The organism is Terriglobia bacterium (assembly GCA_035712365.1).
Classification (GTDB): domain Bacteria; phylum Acidobacteriota; class Terriglobia; order UBA7540; family UBA7540; genus SCRD01.
This window is the reverse complement of sequence record DASTAW010000029.1, coordinates 25,306-44,613: the sequence shown is the minus strand read 5'-3', so window position 1 is coordinate 44,613 and position 19,308 is coordinate 25,306. Positions and strand designations below refer to the sequence as shown.

Genomic DNA, 19,308 nt, shown 5'->3' with positions numbered 1-19,308 from the left:
TCAATCTGCAGCCTGCTGCCCCTGGTGGATGCGCGGCTGTACGAAGGTTCGCGCATAAGATAAGATAACGCTTCTGTTGAAGATAAGACAATAAGGAAGGGACCTGACATGATGAGAAATGTCGTCATTATCGGCTCGGGTTGCGCGGGACTGACTGCGGCCATCTACGCCGGCCGCGCCAACCTGACCCCTTTGGTGGTCCGCGGGCATGAAGCGGGAGGCCAGCTCACGCTCACCACCCTGGTGGAGAATTACCCCGGTTTCCCCAAAGGCGTCCAGGGGCCCGAGCTGATTGAACTGATGCAAAAGCAGGCGGAGGAATTTGGGGCCGAATTCCAGGAAGGCGACATCACCCGCGCCGATCTTTCAAAGCGCCCTTTCACGCTGGAACTGGGCAAGGAGACAATTGAAACGCAGGCCCTGATCATCGCCACAGGGGCCTCAGCCAAGCTGCTGGGGCTGGATTCCGAGCGCAAGCTGCTGGGCCACGGGGTCTCAACCTGCGCCACCTGTGACGGCTACTTCTATCGCGGCAAGGACGTGGTGGTGGTGGGCGGCGGCGACACTGCAGCCGAGGACGCGCTGTTCCTTACCCGCTACGCCAAACAGGTGAACGTGGTGCACCGGCGCGACGAGTTGCGCGCCTCCAAGATCATGCAGCAGCGCATGTTCGACAGCAAGCTCATCCATCCGATCTGGAACACGGTGGTAACCGACGTGCTCGACCCGGCCAAAGGCGAAGTGACGGGCGTCCAGTTGAAAAACCTCCAGACAGGAGAAGAATCGGTCAAAGAGGCCCACGGTGTCTTCATTGCCATCGGACATTCCCCCAACACCGCGCTTTTCAAGGGCCAACTCGAGATGAATGAAGTTGGCTACCTGGTGACGCACGATGGTTCGCAAACCAATGTTCCCGGCGTCTTTGCAGCCGGCGACTGCCGTGACCACATCTACCGGCAGGCAGTGACGGCCGCCGGAACGGGCTGCATGGCCGCCATGGACGCTGAGAAGTTTCTGGCCGAAGCTGCGCATGCGCGATCAAAATAGTTGCCGGCGGCGTGCCAGCCCCGAATCTGTTAACGTGGTAGTTGGGTCCCCGACAGGGACCGGAGATTGCCTTGATTCAAATCGACCCCATTCGGCAATTTGAGGCCATGACGGACTGCCCCGATGAGCAGATTGACCTGGCAGAGGCGGCCCTGGCCATTGCCGCCACCGAATATCCCGGACTCGACTCGGCGCCGTGGCTCGAGGAACTCGATCGGCTGGCCGCCCGCGTGCAGGCCGATCCCACATTTTCTGCCCTGGCCAATATCGCCGCCATTAACGCCGTGCTGTTTGAGGAAGAAGAATTCACCGGCAACGCAAAGGAATACGACGATCCGCGCAACAGCTATTTGAATGATGTGCTGGAACGCAAGAAGGGAATCCCCATCACCCTCTCGCTGGTTTATACGGAGGTTGCGCGGCGAAAGGGAGTGCCTCTGGCCGGGGTAGGATTTCCCGGCCACTTTCTGGTGAAGCATCCGGGGCCGCCGGCGGACATCCTGGTTGACCCTTTCCACCGCGGGACCATCTTGTCCGTTTCTGACTGCGCGGCGCTGCTCAGGGAGCACTTCGGGCCCGAGGCCGAGCTTAAGCCGGAATTCTTTGCCGCCTCCACCAAGAAACAGATCCTGGCCCGCATGCTCAACAATCTGAAAGGAACGTACTATCGCCGCTGCGATTATGGCAAGGTCCTCACCATGATCGAGCTTTCTCTCGCCACCCGCGAGGACGTCCTCAGCAACATCCGCGACCGCGGAATGGTCTATGTCGCCATGCGCCGGTATTCCGACGCCCTCAGAGAATTGAAGGTCTATCTGAAGCTGGCGGAAGGCGAAGATCCCGAAGTCCAGGAAGTCCTGCAGATGGTCGGCCGCCTGAAGGGCATGATGAATTGACGCGCGGCCTCACCGCTCTTTCAGGCACACGGCCATTCCATCGCGCAGCGGAACAATCGTGGTCAGCAGGTCCTTGGATTTGTAAATCAGCCGGTTGAATCTCTGGATGGCGCGTGTTTCCGCATCGTCCACGGCTGCAGCCTGCGCCGCTCTTCCAAACCACAGCACGTTGTCGGTGATGAACAATCCTCCCGCGCGCACCCTGGGGACCGCCAGCTTGAAGACTTCAGGATATTGCGTCTTCGAGACATCATTGAAAATCAGATCAAAATGTCCCGGCGTCGCTTTCAGCGATCGAAGCGCGTCGCCCACCAGGATTTCGACGCGGCCCAGCACTCCAGCTTCGCGCAGCCAGGCCCGCGCGCGCTCGGCATTTGCCGGGTCGCCGTCCGTGTAGAAAACTTTCCCGCGGGGCCCTACGGCCCGCGCCAGCCACAGCGTTGAATATCCGATGGCCGAGCCCATCTCAAACACCCGCCGCGCGCCGACCATCAGCGCGAGCTGGTGCAGCACGCGGGCGCACGCCGGCCCGACAATCGGAACTTTGTGCTCCGCGGCGTAAGACTCCATCTTCCGCAGCACGGCATCCCGCGCCGGCAGCAGCGAATCGATGTAGCTCTCCACTGGCAATTCAAGAATTCCTGGCATTTTGCCTCCTTATTCTCTCTCCGGTGTTTCATACGACCGTATCGCCGGGCTTCAAGCTAGTAGCGCCGGGTTTCAACCCGGCATTTTCGCTTTTGTCACCGCTGCCGACCCCGCCCCGCCGGGGTCGGCGCTACCACGGCATCAGGCCACGGGTTTCAGTTGCTGATGGTTCGGATTGGTCCACTCCATAACGGCTCCGCGCTTCATTAATTCTTTCGCCAGCGCGCCCGCATCAACCGCCTGCACCGCCTGCTTCCTGCCAGCCGCCATAGCGGCCGCAACGCCCGCCGCCTCTCCCATAATCATGTAGACCGGCTCCAGCCGCAGCGCGCCATAGCCGATGTGCGAAGCCGAAGCGCACACGGGAACCAGCAGGTTGCCACACTCCTGGCGTTTGGGCGCGAGCGCGCGGTAGGGAATCTGGAACGGGATGGTCGGGGCCTCCACGTCGCCCTCGTTCTGCGCGTTGCCCGTCTCATCCACGTAGCGCTGCACGTTGTGCGAGTCCGTATTGTACGAGCCCATTCCGATGGCGTCAGGCTTTGCAACTTCGGTCTCAAGATCGCGCTGCACCATCACGTATTCGCCCACCATGCGCCGCGATTCCCGCACATAAAGCTGGAAGGGCCAGTTCCCCGTGTCGGTAAATTCATCCTTCGCCAGGCCCCACTCCAGCATCTCGCTGCGCAACTCGCTGGGCACGCCACGGTCGTGGCCGAGAAAGTAGAAGAACCCGGCGGTATAACCCGCGTGTTCGCGCCATGATTCGCCCCGGCGCTGGTAACCGGCGTTGGGATAATCCCAGTTTCTGCCGATGTAGTCCGTTGAAAAAGCTCCATTGTTGTTGATGTCGGTCTTGCCGTTGGGCAGCGGCGAAATACTGATAAGCTCCTCCAGCCGCGGAGGAATTTTCTTCGCCTTCGCTGTCGCCTCGATCAACCGGGCCAGCAGTTCGTACTCATGCGGGTTGTAATTGTCCGGCCGGGGAATCGGGACCTGATTGCTCTTGTCCTTGGTCAGGCACAGACGGAAGTTGTACGCCTGAATTTTCCTGTCGGCCGCTCCGGCCTTCCCGCGCGCGCCATGATTGACGTTGGGCAGCAGGCCGTGGCGCGAATCGTAAGCGGAGACTGGGACCTTGAACCAGTGCCCGGCGTATTCGTGCCCCTCGCGCGCTCCGGCGAGGGATTCATCATACTGCTCCCGGCCCTCGCGCCCCCAGGTGAACGCCGCTCCGGACTGCGCCATCAGGTCGCCTTCATAGCTCGCGTCAATAAAAACCTGGCCGGAGAAAACATCGCCCCTTCCCGTCGTGAAGCTGGTGATGCGGCCGCTTTTCCTCTGGATGGCGCCGTGCTCGCGCAGCCGGGTATCATAAACCACGCTCACCCCGGCCTCGCGCGCCATCGTTTTGAAAACATCTTCGGCAACGTGCGGCTCAAAATCCCAGGCGACGTCCTGGTTGTATTCCCGCCCCACGCGCTTGAAAAACTCCAGTGAAATGCCGCCGATGGTTTCCACTCTTCCCGTGTCGGTATGCCCCAGCCCGCCGGAAACCATCCCTCCAGCGTGACTGCCGGGCTCAACCAGCGCCACCCGCGCTCCCTGCCGCGCCGCCGCCACCGCTGCCGCAACGCCAGATGCCGTCGCTCCGTAAACCACCACGTCATAAGATTGCTCGGCGCCAAAGGCCCGCGAAGAAGCGAAAAGCGCGCCGCCCAGCCCAGCCAAAGATTTCTTCAGGAAGACCCGCCGCTTCATTCGCTTCTCCGTTTAACCCGCAGGCAGCCGGACATAAAGTATTGCTCAAAATTCCCAAACACAACAGAAGCTTGTGAAAAAACCGGAAGGGCTGATGGCGGAGCAGCAATGAGCAATCGACCCCTTGAGCCTTTCTGGAGGGGGTAAGCCCTAAGGATGGGATGACACTGCTCGCCACGTCGGCTTAGTCTACGCATACTATGCGTAGATTAAGGGCTTTATTCTACGCACGCCTGAAACCACCCGGCAGGATTTGGCGGCGTGCGGGGGCGGTTTGTGGATTCGGAAGGCGGGCAATGCAGCGTGGCGGGTGAATAGCGGCGCCGGGCGTGATGGCCACTTCCACCCGCCCGTAGTCCATCCCACATACCGCATGCCACCTGCCATATGCCACCAGCCACCTACTAGCTGCCGTCTACCACCTACCGCCTCGTCGTCTATCGGGCAATCCCCGCAGTATGGTATCTTTAGACTATTCCCTGCACAGGCCATTGAGTATTCCTGATGCTGATCGGTCACGTCGCCGTTGCGCTGGGCGCCAAGAAGGCAGCGCCTAAAACATCGTTTGGCACATTGCTGCTGGCGGCCCAGTTGCCTGACCTCATCTGGCCGCTGTTCCTGATGCTCGGCTGGGAGCGTGTCCGGATTGTCCCCGGCATCACGGCCGCGAATCCGCTGGAGTTCGTCAGCTATCCGTTTACTCACAGCCTGCTGGCCGTTTTCGGCTGGGCGATGCTGCTGGCCGGGCTTTATCTCATCTTCAAAAAGAGCCAGCGCGGCGCCTTGGTCATCTGGGCCTGCGTGATGAGCCACTGGCTGCTGGATTACATCAGCCACCGCCCGGACCTTCCTCTCTATCCCGGCAGCCAGTTGGTCGGCCTGGGAGTGTGGAACTCGATCTCGGTGACGCTCATCATTGAAGGCGGCATCTTCATCATCGGCGCCATGATTTACAGCCGCACCACCCGCCCGCGCGACAGGATCGGCGAGTACAGTTACAAGACCTTTATCGCGCTACTGGTCCTGATTTATCTGGCATCACTCGCCGCCCCGCCTCCGCCCAGCGTGGACGCGGTGGAGTGGGCCGGAGTTTTCTGCTGGATTTTCCTCGCCTGGGCCTATTGGATCGACGACCACCGCGCCATCGTCACGCCCCTTCCGCCGCCTCCCTCGCCATCCGTTGGACTGGTTGATTGATTTGTTCCCGTTGTAGCGGCGCGGCCAGCGGCATCGGCAATTCTCGCGGGCGGGTGGCGCAGATGCTTGCCTCGCAGCAGGTAGATTCTCTCTTGAATATCAAGGGTATTTTTTCTTTTGAAGGTGAAGGAAACTTTTCTTGTTAGCGGGTAGCCACGGTCAGTGTTGTTCTGACCGTGGGGTTTTTATCCGCGATATCCCTTCGGTAGCCGCGCGTAATCAATTTTGATCGGGCAACCTTGGACCTTGCTCGCGAGCCCTCCAGGACCTCGATCATCGTCTGGTATTCGGGCGCATCGAACGGCCGAACCGAACGGCGCAGGTTGACCGTCACATAAAAGATCCGATCCGTGGTACGCAGACGATGCACATTCGACATGGCGGCGCTAATCTACGCCAAATTCACACAGTCTGGTAGCTATGGACAAAGCTTGCTTGCCCGTGGGTATTCTGCCTTGCGAAGAACCTACGGTCAGAACAACACTGACCGTGGCTACCTGCTCTCACCATCGAGAAACCGGCCACCTTATGCCATCATATGTAGCGGCGGCTTTACGCCGCCATCCGGGTTTGGACGTGGCGAGGTAAACTCGCCGCTACGGCAGCGCCGCATACGTCATTCTGATCCCGCAAGGCGGGAGAAGAATCTGCTTTTCAGCTCGCCATAGTTGTCACATCACCCGATCGTGCTTTTCCAGAATACCCGGAATGTCCATGGGATGCCGTGAGACGTCACATGCCCACCGGCCAAAGCCGCCGTGTCCATTGACCGCCTCTACCCATTCATCCAGAAACTCGCGCTTGGTCTGGTTTTCCTGTGAGTCCTGCCCTTTCACTTCCAGTACCAACATTGCGCCGTTCCTAAGTCGAATCAGGAAATCAGGCCGGTACTTCCTCACCGTTCCCTGGTACGTGTATAGAATTTCAAATCCAAGGTGATCATTCTTGGCCCATGCTGCTACCGCTTGGTTGCGGTCAAGCTCAAACGCTTCGCTCGCTTCCCACGTGCTGTCAAAGACGCAAAGGTTAATGTGGGAAAGCTTCGTAATCTCGCATGGCTTGCGAGTGCCCCAAGGCCGCATATCGCCTGTAGATCGGATTGGGTGCTCGCGGTCAAACTGTGGGACCAGGGCCCGCGTGTTTCCAGGGCGGATGCTCTGCCAGATGTGCTGCACAACCTTGGTCATGTTGAGCATGAGCATGATTCGGCGGCGCACATCATCTTGATTGAACAGAGGCGGTGTAATCACAATACGATCGCTTCCGATAAACTGTTCCACCAGTCCGACAACCTGCGCCAGCAAAATTTCCTTGTTTCCTGTCCATGTCGGCTCCATCTGGTCGTACACTTCTTGCGCCGTCCTGAAGATGATGGTCTGCCAGCGGCCCCTTTTTTGCGCCAATTCCCGCAGGTTGATTTCGGTAAGTTGCGTCACATCCGGTCTGCCTTCCACCACCGGGGCCATCTCTGCAAGCGTGGCGGTGTCGAGTGCATCCAATTCGAGCACCGGCACGTCTGATAGAGTCAAGTCAAGCCTGGTCCGGTACTCGTGGTCAATGCGAATGATGTTCGGCCACGAAATCTCATACTCTTTCCTGTTTGGGTCGGCAAAGACAGGAATGGGTGGCTCAGGCGGAGTGGGCACCGTTTCTACTCCACCTTCGTGCGGCAGAAACCGGAAGGGCACTCCAAAGATGTTCACGTACTCCGGCTTAAACAAGCCCTTAAATTCGCCGTCCGCCTGTATCTCATACGACGTGCGCCGGAGTCCCCGGCCCACAACCTGTTCGCAGAGCAATTGTGACGTAAAAGCGCGCAGGCCCATGATGTGGGTAACCGTCCGTGCGTCCCATCCCTCAGACAGCATGCCAACGGAAATCACGTTCTGTATTTTTTCGCCAGGTTTGCCCTCCTGTCCAACCGTATCGACCTGCAGGCGGAGCAATTCCGCCTGATCTTTTTTTGAGAGCTTCTTGCGCGGTGACTCTTCATCGTTTGAATTGTTCCCGTTCTCCAGGCTGGGGTCATCGCCTTCGGGGGCTTCCTCGCGTGCTTCCGCTTTTTCGAGCACTTTCGAGTCGATGTGCAGAATCCCGCCAGGCTCGGCCAGTTCATCGATCTGAATCCTTTTGTGGGTGAAGGCATATTTCACGCGTGCCGCCGTCTCGGTCCGGTTCGCCACCGTAATCATTACCGGCGGCACGTCGCGTCCGGCATCTTTCCACTTGGCGGCAGTTTCCAGCCAGTCTTTCCCAAGCAGGACATACGCATTGTTGACCAGATCGTGCAGCGGCACTTGCTCTTCTGCATTTCGATTCAGATCGTCTTTGACATCCGGGACCATGTAGATGTGGTACAGGCGGGATTTTTGCTCCTTGGTGAGCTGTCCGTCATCCCGAACCACCACTTGCGGAGTCTTCACCAGCCCTGATTCAATAGCATCGTTCAGGCCGAAATCAGAGACAATCCACCCAAACAGAGTTTCTTCCCCGCTGGCCTTCCCGGTTGGGGCAAAGGGGGTAGCCGAAAAGTCAAAGCAAGTCTGGATTCCGCGCGTCTTGTGGATGCGGTCGAGTCCTTCAATCCACCTGGTCGCTTGTTCGATGTCTTCCTTGCGAACGCCCTTGATGGTCGATTTCGGGGCCGCGCGCCAGGCGTGATGCGCCTCGTCGTTAATCACCAGGATGTTTTGTGCGTTCGCGATGTCGCCCAGCACGCGGCGCGTAAAGGCCTCGTCGCTCTCCGGCCCTTTCTTCACCACGCGCGGCCCTGCGTCGGGGTCGTCCGGCATCAAGGTGTGCCAGTTGCGTATAAGGATTTTTCCTTGCCTCAGGCGGTCCAGCATTCCTGTGGGCACCAGAGTGAACTCATCATAGAAATTGCCCGGCTTGGCGTTCAGTTCGAGCACCTGGAGCCTATTTTTAACGGTCAACCCCGGCGCAAGCACGAAGATGTGCTTCGAAAAGCGCCTGTCTTGGGGATAGGTCGTCTTGTTGAGCACCTGCCATGCAATCAGCATCGCCATGGCGATGGTTTTCCCGGCGCCGGTTGCCATCTTCGCGCACAGGCGAGTGAATGGCCCGCCATCTGAGGGAATTTCAATCCCCTGCCGGTCTGCCGCTGGCGATTCCGTCAGCCAGATGAGGATTTCGATAGCCTCAAGCTGGCAGAAAAACAGCCTCCGGCTGCTGTCGCGTTGTTCCGGGTCGCGCCAGTGTTCGAGCAGCGCCTTGGTGACTCCGCTCGCGCCCGCATAGCCCTTTTCTCGCCACGCCGCCACCCGCGGGCGAATCTGGTTCACCAGCGGCAAGGGGGTAAAGATACCAGGATCATCAAATGAGCCAGCGCCGGGTGTTGCGGTCACGTATCCGGCTGGCCTGCGGCCCTCCACAAGGCTGAAGGTGCGTGTCTTCGGGTCGTAATTCCAGTGCTGCGCCGGTTCCTCGTAAGGCGAGTTGATGATGAGTTTCGGGATCGTGGCGGTTCCCATTACTTCACCTCCACGATTCTCAGGCTCTCAATTCCACGGTCATCCACGATCTTGACCGCGATACGCTTGTGCTGGCCCGGCTCGAACGGCAGAGACACTGTGCCGCGATACGCCTGGATCAGGTCCGGGTCAATTTCGGCTTTCAGGTTCTTGGCCAGCCGCGCCCAGCCTTCATCTTCATCGGCCATGGGGAAGAAAACCTGCCGGGGATAAAGGCTTCTGCCGTCATAGTCGGTATCAAGAAGCCACATCGCAATTTTGGACGTATCGCCCGATTCGATTGTGCCGGTCTTGGTGTTGAAATAATCGAACCCGCAAACTTCCACGACGTAACGTAGCGGCGACTTTACGTCGCCATTCTTCACGTGGCGGGATGAACCCGCCGAGGGCAGGGCAAGCCCAGCCCCTACGGAAACTGGCCGCAATTCCACGTCCGGCTGGCCCACCAGCCACACCGAGGGCGAGACCCGGGCTTTCTTCTTGAGGTCTTTGGTCCAGACATCGGCGTCGATCTTCGCCGCAAGGAAAGTCATTCCGGTTTTCGCCGGCGTGAGTTCCGCAATGTCTTTGCCGGCTTCCGGGTCAATGTCGCTGTAGACGAAAAGCAGGATGGCCGGTCGCGGCGATAATTGGCGCGCCTCTTCCCAGGCAAGTTCCACCTGCCGCTGTTCGAGCGGCGCATATTCCGGGCCAAAAGAGACCAGCACCCGTTCGGCCTTCACGCCCTTGGTTTCTGCGTCGGCATGGAGCCATCGCGTGCCCCCAAGCGGCTCGACGCGGGAAAATTCGATCTTTTGCCCGCCCTTGCCGCGTACCCCGCCTTTCAAGAGCACGTCTCGCCATTCGCTCTGGCGCAGCGTTTCGCCCGAACGGGCGATATCCCGTAGGGGCGGGGCTTGCCCCGCCCCCGCGGTCTCACCGCGTGACATTGCATCGCGAGCCTCGCCATCTGCCGTAGGGGCGCGGCTCGCTGCGCCCTCCGAGGGCAGGGCAAGGCCGGTGTCCGCTGTAGGGGCGCGGCTCGCTGCGCCCTCCGAGGGCAGGGCAAGGCGGGTGTCTGCTGTAGGGGCGCGGCTTGCTGCGCCCTCCGAGGGCAGGGCAAGCCCTGCCCCTACGGAAGCGATTTCGCCAATCGATTTCACCGTGGGCGCGGGCACAGCCTCGACCGTAAACGGGCCGGAAACGCGCGCCCGGCCCTTGTCAACAAACGGCTGGTCGTACAAAGTCTCCTGCGCGGGCGGTTCGTTGTTGGCAATGGATTTCAGCGTCACATGCGGCACGGTCTTGTATTTGAAGCCGCTGCCCACGCCTTCTTCCGGGTGTGCCAGTTCATAGTAGTCGTAAATCGCGGTCATCAAGCGTTGCTTGGCCAGCGTGACCGCCACCCGCGACGTGTCGCACGTTATCCAGCGCCGCCCCCATTGCTCGGCCACGTAAGCCGTTGTTCCTGAACCGCACGTGGGGTCAAAAACCAGATCGCCGGGATCGGTGGTCATAAGAAGAGCTCGCTTGGCCACTTCCGTGCTAGTCTGGACGACATAGATGCGGTCTTGAGTGCCCGCCGTGTCGGTCCAAACCGTCCCCAATTCAAACGCTGGAAAGTCGTCCAGATATCGGACGTATGCCAGGCGGCTCCCTTGGGCGACCAATCGCCCAGCGAGCTTTAGGCGCTCCATCCCTTCCTTGGTTGTCGTCCAGCCCCGGGAACCCGGTGGAAAAAATTCTTCTCCCTCAATCACGACGGGAAAATACATTGCAGATCCCGGCCCTGATGGCCGCCCCTGTCGTTGCGAAGTTATATCCCCAAGGCGATATACCTTGGCTCCCGAGGGGAGCGACAGTTCACCGCGTAGCTCTTCCGATGTTAAGCGTCGTCTCTCGCCGCCCTCCATTTCGACGAATTGATACATAGAACCACCCGCACCACCGAGCCGCTTCTCGATGTGCAGTGAACGATATTTGAGCCTGTCGTGGTCGCGTGCGTACCAGACCAGATAATCAGCAGTGCCAGCCAGGTACTGCGCGGTCTGCCCTGAAGTCTTCTGGAACGCTATCAGTGCCACAAAATTGCTGGGACCAAAGGTGCCGTCGCACAGATCGCGTACCAAGTGGACATTCTCATCGCTAATCTGCACAAAGCACGAGCCGCTTTCATTGAGCATTTCCTTTGCGAGCCACAGCCGGTCGCGCAGGTAGCTCAAGTAAGAATGAATCCCAAGCTCCCAGGTGTCGCGGAAGGCCCGGATCATCTCAGGCTCTTGCGTCAGGTCCTCGTCCTTGCCGTCCTTCACGTCGCGCTTGTTGACGAAGGGCTGGAAGTTCGAGCCGTACTTGATGCCGTAAGGCGGGTCAATATAGACCATCTGCACCTGCCCGGCCATCCCTTCCTTTTCGAGAAGCGAATTCATCACCAGCAGCGAATCCCCGGCAATCAGCCGGTTTGACCAGTTGTGCGCGTGCTTGTAGAAATCAATGGCTTCGCGAAACGGCGGGTTTTCGGCGGGCGATTCGAACATCGGAATTTGTAGGGGAGGGCTCTGCCCTCCCGCGGGAGCGCGCAGCGCTCCCCTACTGGAACCGTTCTTGCGCGCTGCCTCGATGATGGTGCGAGGGTCAATCCGCTCGTGGACGTGGAGTGAAACAGTAGGGACCTCGAACGACATCCGCTCGGCTTTGCCCGCCCACTCCAGTTGCGGGTCAAGGTGGGGATCATAGGCGTAGGTTTTCTGTGGCGGGTCGGGTGGGTCAGACTCGGGCGTTACTAGGCCCACAGGGGGATTATTCGTCCGTTTCTTGTCCTTGTGTTCATATTGCTCGATGGGTTTCTTGCCTGAATTATTTTTTCTTGATTTATTAGAACGCGGCATGGCCCTCCCTCGGGCGTTGGTGTTGCCTGCAATCCTGCGCCGGACGCCAGCGGCCTAGCACGCTGCGAACAACGGAGGGTTATTGTCCGACTTTCAACCTTTTTGAGCAAGGTTTTTTGAAGCGGGTTGTCCTCGCCCGTGCTGCGGCCAAAGAGACGCGGCCAGGATGGCCGTGCCATCGAGTAGGAATCAAACTTAATCGGCACCTAGCCGCGACAGATCTTCAGTGGTAAGCGTGCCGAGCTTCGATTACGTGTCGAGATTCAATTCGCGGCTCATGGGCAAATCGCAGAAAAGCGGAATCCTCTCTGATCGGTATTGATGGAGACCTTTGTGAACCCGGCGGACTGGAGGCGTGCGGGCAGCGTCAAAGGGTCAACAGGAACCAGGGTGTCGGAGATATGGAGCAGGCGCATCATCCAGCTATCCGTGCTGTCCACGCCGGCAAACATGCCGCCAGGCCGGACGACGCGGCAGACCTCCTGGAAGAGCCGGTTCTGGAGCTCGACGGAGGGGACGTGGTGGAACATGGTGAAGGCCACAGCCCCGGAAAAGGAGTTGTCCCGGAACGGCAAGGCGGCGCCGTCAGCCCGCACGACGCGCACGTTGGCGCCGCGCATCCGGATGGCCAGCGAGCGCGCCAGCCGGCGGTCAATTTCAACGGCGGTGAGTTGACCAATCCGCCGGCGCAGCCAGTCGGTGGTGAGGCCGGGGCCGGGACCAACTTCCAGCAGGTTGTCGCCGAGATCGGCGTCCTTTACCACGGAGGGAAGGACCGTCGCTTCCAGCACCTTCTTCCATCGGGCGGACCGGCAAAGCCAGCGGTGGATTCGATTCATCGTCGGGCTTCCTTTGGCGCCAGTCTGTCGGCCGGCGGATTTCACTCGGGCGCGCGGCAAGGGAATACCGGCACGCCAAACTTGCGATAGACCCACTTATATAGGCTACTATCTCGAGCGTAAACTCCCGAAATGGGACGCGTGGGATTTTCGACGGCAAAAATTCTAAAATTTGTAACCATCTGTTATAAAAAGACTTAGCTGGAGATTGTAGAACCTAAATATGCCATCGCACGCGATTTCTGTTCAATTCGCGCACAGTGGGTAAAAGTTACAATTTGAGCAAATCAGAAAATTCGCAGCGTTGAAACCGCGCGCTGGATGGCGTCAAGAAACGGCCCAGGGTAGACGCCGATCCACACCAGCAGCACCGTGAGTCCGGCCAGCGCGAAACTGCCGGAGCGCGACAGGGAAGGGTGCGCGACGGGCGCGGTCTTGCCCGTTTCAGCCAGAGGCCTGTACATGGCCACAAGGATGCGAAGGTAGTAAAAGAGGCCCACAACGCTGGTGACGACCAGCACGAAAATCAGTCCATACAGCGACGCGGAAGTTCCCGCGGCAATCACAAAAAACTTTCCGATGAATCCGGCAGTCAGCGGAATTCCAGCAAGCGAGAGCAGCATCAGAGTAAAGATCCCTGCCAGGACCGGCCGACGCCAGAACAGACCTTCATAGTCCTCCATGGAGTCGGCATCGCGGTCGTCGTTGGAAAGGACGCTGACCACTCCAAACGCGCCCAGCGTGGTGACAAAGTAGGCCACCAGATAAAACGTAACGGCCTCGGCGGCCCGGTTGCCTCCGGCCAGGAAGGCCACCAGGATGTAGCCGAGGTGGGCAATCGACGAATAGGCAAGGATGCGCTTGACGTTGTTCTGGAGCAGCGCCAGCAGGTTTCCGGCGACCATGGAAGCAATGGCAATGATGCTGAAAACCACGAACACCGAGTGCAGACGGTAGGCGCCCGTTTCATAAAAATACCTGAGCAGCAGTGCGACCATTCCGCCCTTCGAGATCGTGGCGACAAAAGCAGTGACAGGCGCGGGCGCGCCTTCATAAACGTCGGGCGTCCACATGTGGAACGGAACAACGCCAAGCTTGAAGCCGATGCCGGTGATCATCAAGGCCATACCCGGATAGATCAGGGTTTTCTCGTACGCAACGCCGCTCATCAGCATGGAGGCGATCTGGCCGAACTGCAGTGTCCCGAGCTGCGCGTAAATCAGCGCCATACCGAACAGCAGGAAGGCGGCGGAAGCGGCGGCCAGCACCAGATATTTGATTCCGGCCTCCAGCGAAATCTTGCGACTGCAGACGTAGGCGTTCATCGCGTAGAGAGCAACACTCAGGATTTCCAGCCCCAGGAAGAACGATACAAAATGGTTGCTGGCGACCATCACGCATGATCCCAGCGCCGCCGTGAGAACCAGGACATAAAGCTCTTCGCGGTATCCTTGCTGGTTTTCCAGGTAACCGTAGCAAAGAATGACGGTCACGAAAGTGGCGGCTATGATGAGGCCCATGTAAAAGAGCGCGTAACCGTCGATGATTAGCAACGGGGTTGCCTGAGTGGGCGCCGCTGAAGCCGACTTCCAGAGCGACGCGAAGGCAAGGACCAGGCCCGCAGCCGTCAGCCACACGGCCAGAAGGTGGCTCCTCCGGATGCAGATTGCAACCATCACCACCACCGCTGCCGCAGTCAGGACCAGCAGAGGAAGTATCGCAATGAGATCAGCGCCGTTCAAGGTTCATCTCCGAGTCATCCCTGGAAGCGTCCTGGCGGTACGGCACATGGTGCGTATCGGGGACTACCGTCAACACCGGCTGCGGCGCGGCATACTGCTGCAGCTTGCGCATGGCCGGCTCAAAGGTCTTAAAAAGCGGTTGCGGATAAAGGCCAATCCCGAGCAGGATGAGCATCATCGGGACCATCATCACCAGTTCCCGCTTGCCAAGGTCAGGCAGCGTCCATTGATGAGTATTGGGGCCATGGAAGGCGCGCTGGATCACTTTCAACGTATAAAGCGTGGAGATCAGGATGCCGATGGCGGCTGCGATGGTCACGCCGAGGCTGACCCGGTAGGTCCCCAGCAGCGTCAGGAATTCACCAATAAAATCTCCCAAGCCAGGCAGGCCGATGGAAGCCAGAGCGAAAAACATGAATACGCCGCTCATCGCCGGAATCGTGGCCCAAAGTCCGTGCAGGCGGTCCATTTCGCGCGTGTGGGTCCGTTCCTGCAATTCACCGACCAGCATGAACAGCGCGCCGGTGCTGATGCCATGAGCGATCATGACGATTATCACTCCCTGGAGCGCAATGGGATTCCAGGCAAATATGCCGACCAGCGCGAACCCCAGGTGGCTGACGCTCGTGTATGCCACCAGCCGCTTCAGGTCCGTCTGGCCAAAGGCAAGAACAGAACCGTAGATGATCCCTATCACTCCCAGCAGCATAGCAATGGGAGCGAACTGGTGCGCGGCGCCGGGAAACAGCGGCACTACAAAGCGCAGCATTCCATATGCTCCGGTTTTCAGCAGGAGTCCAGCCAGGATGACGCTTCCTGCTGTGGGGGCCTCGGTGTGCGCGTCCGGCAGCCAGGTATGGAACGGAAACATGGGGAGCTTGACGGCAAAGGCAACAAAGAAACCCAGCATCAGCAGCATGGCTGTGTGAGGTGTCAGCGCGGTGCCCAGCAGGTCCTTATATTCAAAGCTGTAGACCCCAGAAACGCCATGATGGATGAAGTAAAGCGTCAGAATGGCAATCAGCATGAAGAGACCGCTGATCTGAGTGAAGAGGAAAAATTTCACGGCGGCATAGATGCGACGCTCATGGCCCCAGATCGCGATCAGGAAGTACATGGGCACCAGCATCAGCTCCCACATGAAGTAAAACAGGAAGAGGTCCACCGCGAGGAAGACGCCCACGATGCCGGCCAGAATCAACATCAGATTGAAGTGGAAAAAGCCGACACCTTCCTGAATCTCTTTCCAGGAAGCCAGCACCGACATAATGCCCAGCAGGAACGTGAGCACAACCATCAGAAGGCTCAATCCGTCCATCGCCAGGTGGAAATGGATGCCGTACTGAGGGACCCAGGCCCAGTCCACCTGCCTGAACCACTCGCTCTGAGTGGCGAGCGTGATCCCCGCGGAATTCTCCCGCCATAGAGCCAGGGCGATGGCAAAATCAATGATGACCGCAGCCAACGAAATGACACGCGGCCAGAGCGTACTGATGCGCCCGCTTATCTCGGCGAGAATGCCGGCCACGAGCAAAATCGCGATGAGCCAGACAAGAATCATAGGAACAACACAATCGCCAGAAAGATGATGGAACCAGCCGCAATTCCTGCTGCATACCACCGCATGCGACCGTTTTCCGTTTTCCGAACACCGTGGTAAAGAAGTTCGGTGAAGAGGGCGATTCCCGAATAAATATAGTCCACGAAATCGCCCTTATCGACCCGTGCAAACCAGAGAATGGGGCGGACAAAAACTCTTTCATACAGCCAGTCCATTCCCCAGTCGGCATACCAGAACCGGTGAAGCGACTTCGCGAGCACAGGCGTTGTAATCGCTTCCGCGTACTCGCGCTTCCGGATAAAGAAAAGGTAAGCGACAGAAAGGCCGATCAGGAAGGCCAGCGTCACCAGGCTTTCTGACCCGAGTTCTGACATCCCGCGTAATGGCCCTTCGGTCACGGGCGGCAGGGCACGACGCATGAAATCGGTGAAGGAGTGCACATTGCCCAGAAACCCGGGCGTATCAACGAAACCTCCCACCACCGACAGGACCGCCAGCACCACACAGGGCATTAACATTCTGAAGCCGGGGCGTTTGTGGATCTGGGTCTTCATTTCGCCGAAGAAGACCAGGAAGATCAGTCGAAAGGTATAGAGCGAGGTCAGCAGGACCCCGAAAACGGCCGCCACCCATAGCGCGGCGCTCCCGCGCGTAGACGACCAGGTGTCCCAGATGATCAGGCCCTTGCTGTAGAAGCCGGCGGTAATCAGCGGCAGGCCGGCCAGCGAACAGCCCGCAACCAGGAACGTCCAGAAAGCCACGGGCATTTCTTTGCGAAGGCCGCCCATCTTGAAAATGCTGTGCTCGTGGTGGAGCGACTCAATAATGACCCCGGCGCCGAGGAAGAGCAGGGCTTTGAAGAAGGCGTGCGTCATAAAGTGGAAGATCGCCGCTGACCAGGCGCCAACGCCCAGGGCGAGGAACATGTACCCGATCTGGCTGACCGTGGAATAAGCGAGCACGCGCTTGATGTCCGATTGCGTGATCGCGCTAAAACCGGCCAGAATCAGCGTCGCCGCGCCCACCACGGCCACCGCAAGCTGCGCGGCCGGAGCTAGAGAATACAGAACGTGGGTCCGCGCAATCAGATAAACACCGGCAGTCACCATGGTGGCGGCATGGATCAGGGCGCTGGTGGGCGTGGGGCCTGCCATGGCGTCCGGCAACCAGGTTTGCAGAGGAAGCTGCGCCGATTTCCCCACCGCGCCGCCCAGCAGCAGCAGACCGGCCGCGACTGGCAGTGTTGAACCCATCGGCCATTGCGCCAACGCCCGGTGCATGAGCTCCTGAATGTCAAGGGTCCCAAGGTTGGTAAAAAGGAGGAAGAGACCGAGGGTCATGGCCGTGTCGCCGACGCGCGTAACGATGAAGGCCTTCCGCGCCGCCAGACCGTTCACTGGATCTTTGTACCAGAAACCAATCAGCAGATAGCTGCACAGACCGACGCCCTCCCACCCAAGGAACAGGAGCAGAAGGTTTGATCCCAGCAGCAGAATGCACATCGAGGCAACAAACAGGTTCATGTAGGCGAAGAAGCGGCTGTACCCTTCATCTTCCTCCATGAACTCCGCTGAGTAGAAATGGATCAGGAAGCTAACAAAGGTGACCACCAGGGTCATCAGCAGTGAAAGCGAGTCCAGATAGAACGCAATCTCCGGCCGGAACCCTCCCACGTCGATCCACGTCCAGAGTACCTGTGTAAAGTGGTTGCCCGGCGGAGGAGAACTGAGGAAATTGATCGTGATGATGATCGCCACGACGGCTGACAACCCGACCGAGCCGGCGCCCAAAACCGGGACCATCCTCCGAGGCATACGTTTCCCGAGGGTTGCCAGGACCGCAAAGCTGGCAAGCGGGAGCGCGGGAACCAACCACAACAGGTGGAGCACGTTATCCTTTCATCTCACTCACAGCATCAGCATCCAGCGTTTTAAACCTGTGATAGATCCTGAGGACCAGGGCAAGCCCCACAGAGACTTCAGCGGCCGCCATGGTCAGAATAAACATAAACACAATCTGTCCATCCGGCTGACCCCAGCGGGCGCCGGCCACCACGAACGCCAGCCCGGCGGCGTTCAGCATGATCTCGAGCGACATCAGCGTGAAAACCACGTTGCGCCGCACCAGCAAGCCCACGAGTCCCAGCGCGAACAGGATGCCCGCCAGAAGCAGTCCCTGATGCATGGGTATGGATGCCATCTACTTCTCCGTTTTCTCCGGTGTGCGCCGGCCCAGGTGGAAGGCTCCCACCAGAGCTGCCAACAGCAACATCGATGCCAGTTCCACTCCAATCAGGTAGGGCCCGAACAGAACAATCCCAACCTGCTTCGGCTCAATCGCTGCGGCGCCGTAGGCCGCCGTTCCCGGGCTGGCAACCAGGTAGGCCACTTCCGCAATCAGAACCAGGGCCAGGATCGACGGACCAATCCACATGCTTCCCCGCTGCCATTGCCGCTCCATATCGGCGGTCCTTTGTCCAAGGTTCAGCATCATGACCACGAAGACGAACAGCACCATGATGGCGCCGGCATAGATGATGACTTCCAGCGCGGCAACAAAGGGTGCGCCCAGGACATAAAAGATGATGGCAATCGAAAGCAGCGAAAGGATCAAGTACAGCAACGCGTGCACGGGGTTCAGGCGCGAAATGGCCATAAGGGTCGAGGCAATCGCCACAATGGCCGCAATGTAGAAAACAATTTCCATAACCTTGATCTCAGGGCATCAGGCTGCGGAGGTCCGTGGGAGGCGCTTCGTTTTCGGATTCCCCCTTGTCTTTTCCGCCGATCTTGACGCCCGCAACCCGCCAGAAATTGTAGCCGTGGTACTTGCCTTCTCCGCTGATCAGCAAATCCTCTTTCTCGTAAACCATGTTCTGCCGCTTGTACTCACCCATCTCGAAATCAGGCGTCAACTGGATGGCATAGGTCGGGCATGCCTCTTCACAGTAACCGCAGAAGATGCAGCGTGAGAAATTGATCCGGAAGAATTCCGGATACCGGCGCCCGGTTTTGTCCTCAGTTGCCTGCAAGGAGATGCAATCCACCGGACAAGCCACGGCGCACAGGTAGCAGGCGACGCAGCGCTCACCTCCATCGGGATCACGGCTAAGGATGATACGGCCCTTGTGCCGGGGAGGAAGGTACGGTTTCTGCTCAGGGTACTGTACGGTCACCCGCCGCTGAAACATGTGCAGAAGCACATACCAAAGCGATCTTAATACGCTCAGCATCTAAACGACTCCGTAAAACGGCAGCCT

General features: G+C 58.9%; 15 protein-coding genes. 3 read left to right on the top strand and 12 right to left on the bottom strand.

The features are described 5' to 3' along the window. The first annotated feature begins 111 nt into the window (after positions 1 to 111). Together trxB and VFQ24_08095 are read left to right on the top strand one after the other, a co-directional pair. Complete coding sequence (gene trxB, locus VFQ24_08100) at positions 112 to 1,047, top strand: thioredoxin-disulfide reductase (protein ID HET9178307.1); 936 nt, start codon at positions 112 to 114, stop codon at positions 1,045 to 1,047. A 71-nt stretch (positions 1,048 to 1,118) separates the two neighbouring features. After that, positions 1,119 to 1,943 carry a transglutaminase-like domain-containing protein gene (locus VFQ24_08095; GenBank protein HET9178306.1) on the top strand — a complete coding sequence of 275 codons (825 nt, stop codon included), beginning with the start codon at positions 1,119 to 1,121 and terminating at the stop codon, positions 1,941 to 1,943. A gap of 9 nt (positions 1,944 to 1,952) precedes the next feature. On the opposite strand, the gene VFQ24_08090 is transcribed toward VFQ24_08095, so the two are convergent. Next, positions 1,953 to 2,591 (bottom strand): O-methyltransferase, encoded by a 639-nt coding sequence (locus VFQ24_08090; GenBank protein HET9178305.1) that lies wholly within the window; start codon positions 2,589 to 2,591, stop codon positions 1,953 to 1,955. Between the two features lie 141 nt (positions 2,592 to 2,732). Next, positions 2,733 to 4,352 carry an FAD-dependent oxidoreductase gene (locus VFQ24_08085; GenBank protein HET9178304.1) on the bottom strand — a complete coding sequence of 540 codons (1,620 nt, stop codon included), beginning with the start codon at positions 4,350 to 4,352 and terminating at the stop codon, positions 2,733 to 2,735. Positions 4,353 to 4,856: 504 nt separating this feature from the next. On the opposite strand from VFQ24_08085, the gene VFQ24_08080 reads away from it, so the two are divergent. Beyond that, the gene (locus VFQ24_08080) at positions 4,857 to 5,549 is read left to right on the top strand and encodes a metal-dependent hydrolase (protein ID HET9178303.1); all 693 of its coding nucleotides are present in this window, start codon (positions 4,857 to 4,859) and stop codon (positions 5,547 to 5,549) included. A 142-nt stretch (positions 5,550 to 5,691) separates the two neighbouring features. Here the strand turns inward: VFQ24_08080 and VFQ24_08075 are convergent, their stop codons facing one another. From VFQ24_08075 to nuoI, 10 genes are all read right to left on the bottom strand, one after another. Further along, a complete protein-coding gene (locus tag VFQ24_08075) occupies positions 5,692 to 5,928 on the bottom strand; it encodes a hypothetical protein (GenBank protein ID HET9178302.1) in 237 nt (78 codons plus the stop codon). Between the two features lie 292 nt (positions 5,929 to 6,220). Further along, entirely contained in the window at positions 6,221 to 9,040 is a 2,820-nt protein-coding gene (locus tag VFQ24_08070) for a DEAD/DEAH box helicase family protein (GenBank protein HET9178301.1), read from the bottom strand. Continuing rightward, positions 9,040 to 11,907, bottom strand: coding sequence for a site-specific DNA-methyltransferase (locus VFQ24_08065; GenBank protein ID HET9178300.1), 2,868 nt, complete (start codon positions 11,905 to 11,907; stop codon positions 9,040 to 9,042). Before VFQ24_08065 ends, VFQ24_08070 begins: the two co-directional genes overlap by 1 nt. 275 nt (positions 11,908 to 12,182) lie before the next feature. Next, on the bottom strand, positions 12,183 to 12,746 hold the full coding sequence (locus VFQ24_08060) for a class I SAM-dependent methyltransferase (protein HET9178299.1): 564 nt from the start codon (positions 12,744 to 12,746) through the stop codon (positions 12,183 to 12,185). A gap of 287 nt (positions 12,747 to 13,033) precedes the next feature. Continuing rightward, positions 13,034 to 14,488, bottom strand: coding sequence for an NADH-quinone oxidoreductase subunit N (locus VFQ24_08055; protein ID HET9178298.1), 1,455 nt, complete (start codon positions 14,486 to 14,488; stop codon positions 13,034 to 13,036). Then, positions 14,475 to 16,049, bottom strand: coding sequence for an NADH-quinone oxidoreductase subunit M (nuoM, locus tag VFQ24_08050; protein HET9178297.1), 1,575 nt, complete (start codon positions 16,047 to 16,049; stop codon positions 14,475 to 14,477). The genes VFQ24_08055 and nuoM overlap by 14 nt, the downstream gene beginning before the upstream one ends. After that, a complete protein-coding gene (nuoL, locus tag VFQ24_08045; GenBank protein ID HET9178296.1) occupies positions 16,046 to 17,938 on the bottom strand; it encodes an NADH-quinone oxidoreductase subunit L in 1,893 nt (630 codons plus the stop codon). Before nuoL ends, nuoM begins: the two co-directional genes overlap by 4 nt. A 1-nt stretch (position 17,939) precedes the next feature. After that, positions 17,940 to 18,248 (bottom strand): NADH-quinone oxidoreductase subunit NuoK, encoded by a 309-nt coding sequence (gene nuoK / locus VFQ24_08040; protein ID HET9178295.1) that lies wholly within the window; start codon positions 18,246 to 18,248, stop codon positions 17,940 to 17,942. Beyond that, positions 18,249 to 18,755, bottom strand: a complete 507-nt coding sequence (nuoJ, locus tag VFQ24_08035) for an NADH-quinone oxidoreductase subunit J (GenBank protein HET9178294.1) — start codon at positions 18,753 to 18,755, stop codon at positions 18,249 to 18,251. A gap of 10 nt (positions 18,756 to 18,765) precedes the next feature. After that, entirely contained in the window at positions 18,766 to 19,281 is a 516-nt protein-coding gene (nuoI, locus tag VFQ24_08030) for an NADH-quinone oxidoreductase subunit NuoI (protein HET9178293.1), read from the bottom strand. Positions 19,282 to 19,308 lie beyond the last annotated feature (27 nt).

Bases quoted from the DNA above. Each gene is read 5' to 3' on its own strand.
- trxB (HET9178307.1), top strand. From the start codon at position 112: ATGAGAAATGTCGTCATTATCGGCTCGGGTTGCGCGGGACTGACTGCG.
- VFQ24_08090 (HET9178305.1), bottom strand. From the start codon at position 2,591: ATGCCAGGAATTCTTGAATTGCCAGTGGAGAGCTACATCGATTCGCTG.
- VFQ24_08085 (HET9178304.1), bottom strand. From the start codon at position 4,352: ATGAAGCGGCGGGTCTTCCTGAAGAAATCTTTGGCTGGGCTGGGCGGC.
- VFQ24_08080 (HET9178303.1), top strand. From the start codon at position 4,857: ATGCTGATCGGTCACGTCGCCGTTGCGCTGGGCGCCAAGAAGGCAGCG.
- VFQ24_08075 (HET9178302.1), bottom strand. From the start codon at position 5,928: ATGTCGAATGTGCATCGTCTGCGTACCACGGATCGGATCTTTTATGTG.
- VFQ24_08070 (HET9178301.1), bottom strand. From the start codon at position 9,040: ATGGGAACCGCCACGATCCCGAAACTCATCATCAACTCGCCTTACGAG.
- VFQ24_08065 (HET9178300.1), bottom strand. From the start codon at position 11,907: ATGCCGCGTTCTAATAAATCAAGAAAAAATAATTCAGGCAAGAAACCC.
- VFQ24_08060 (HET9178299.1), bottom strand. From the start codon at position 12,746: ATGAATCGAATCCACCGCTGGCTTTGCCGGTCCGCCCGATGGAAGAAG.
- nuoM (HET9178297.1), bottom strand. From the start codon at position 16,049: ATGATTCTTGTCTGGCTCATCGCGATTTTGCTCGTGGCCGGCATTCTC.
- nuoK (HET9178295.1), bottom strand. From the start codon at position 18,248: ATGGCATCCATACCCATGCATCAGGGACTGCTTCTGGCGGGCATCCTG.
- nuoJ (HET9178294.1), bottom strand. From the start codon at position 18,755: ATGGAAATTGTTTTCTACATTGCGGCCATTGTGGCGATTGCCTCGACC.
- nuoI (HET9178293.1), bottom strand. From the start codon at position 19,281: ATGCTGAGCGTATTAAGATCGCTTTGGTATGTGCTTCTGCACATGTTT.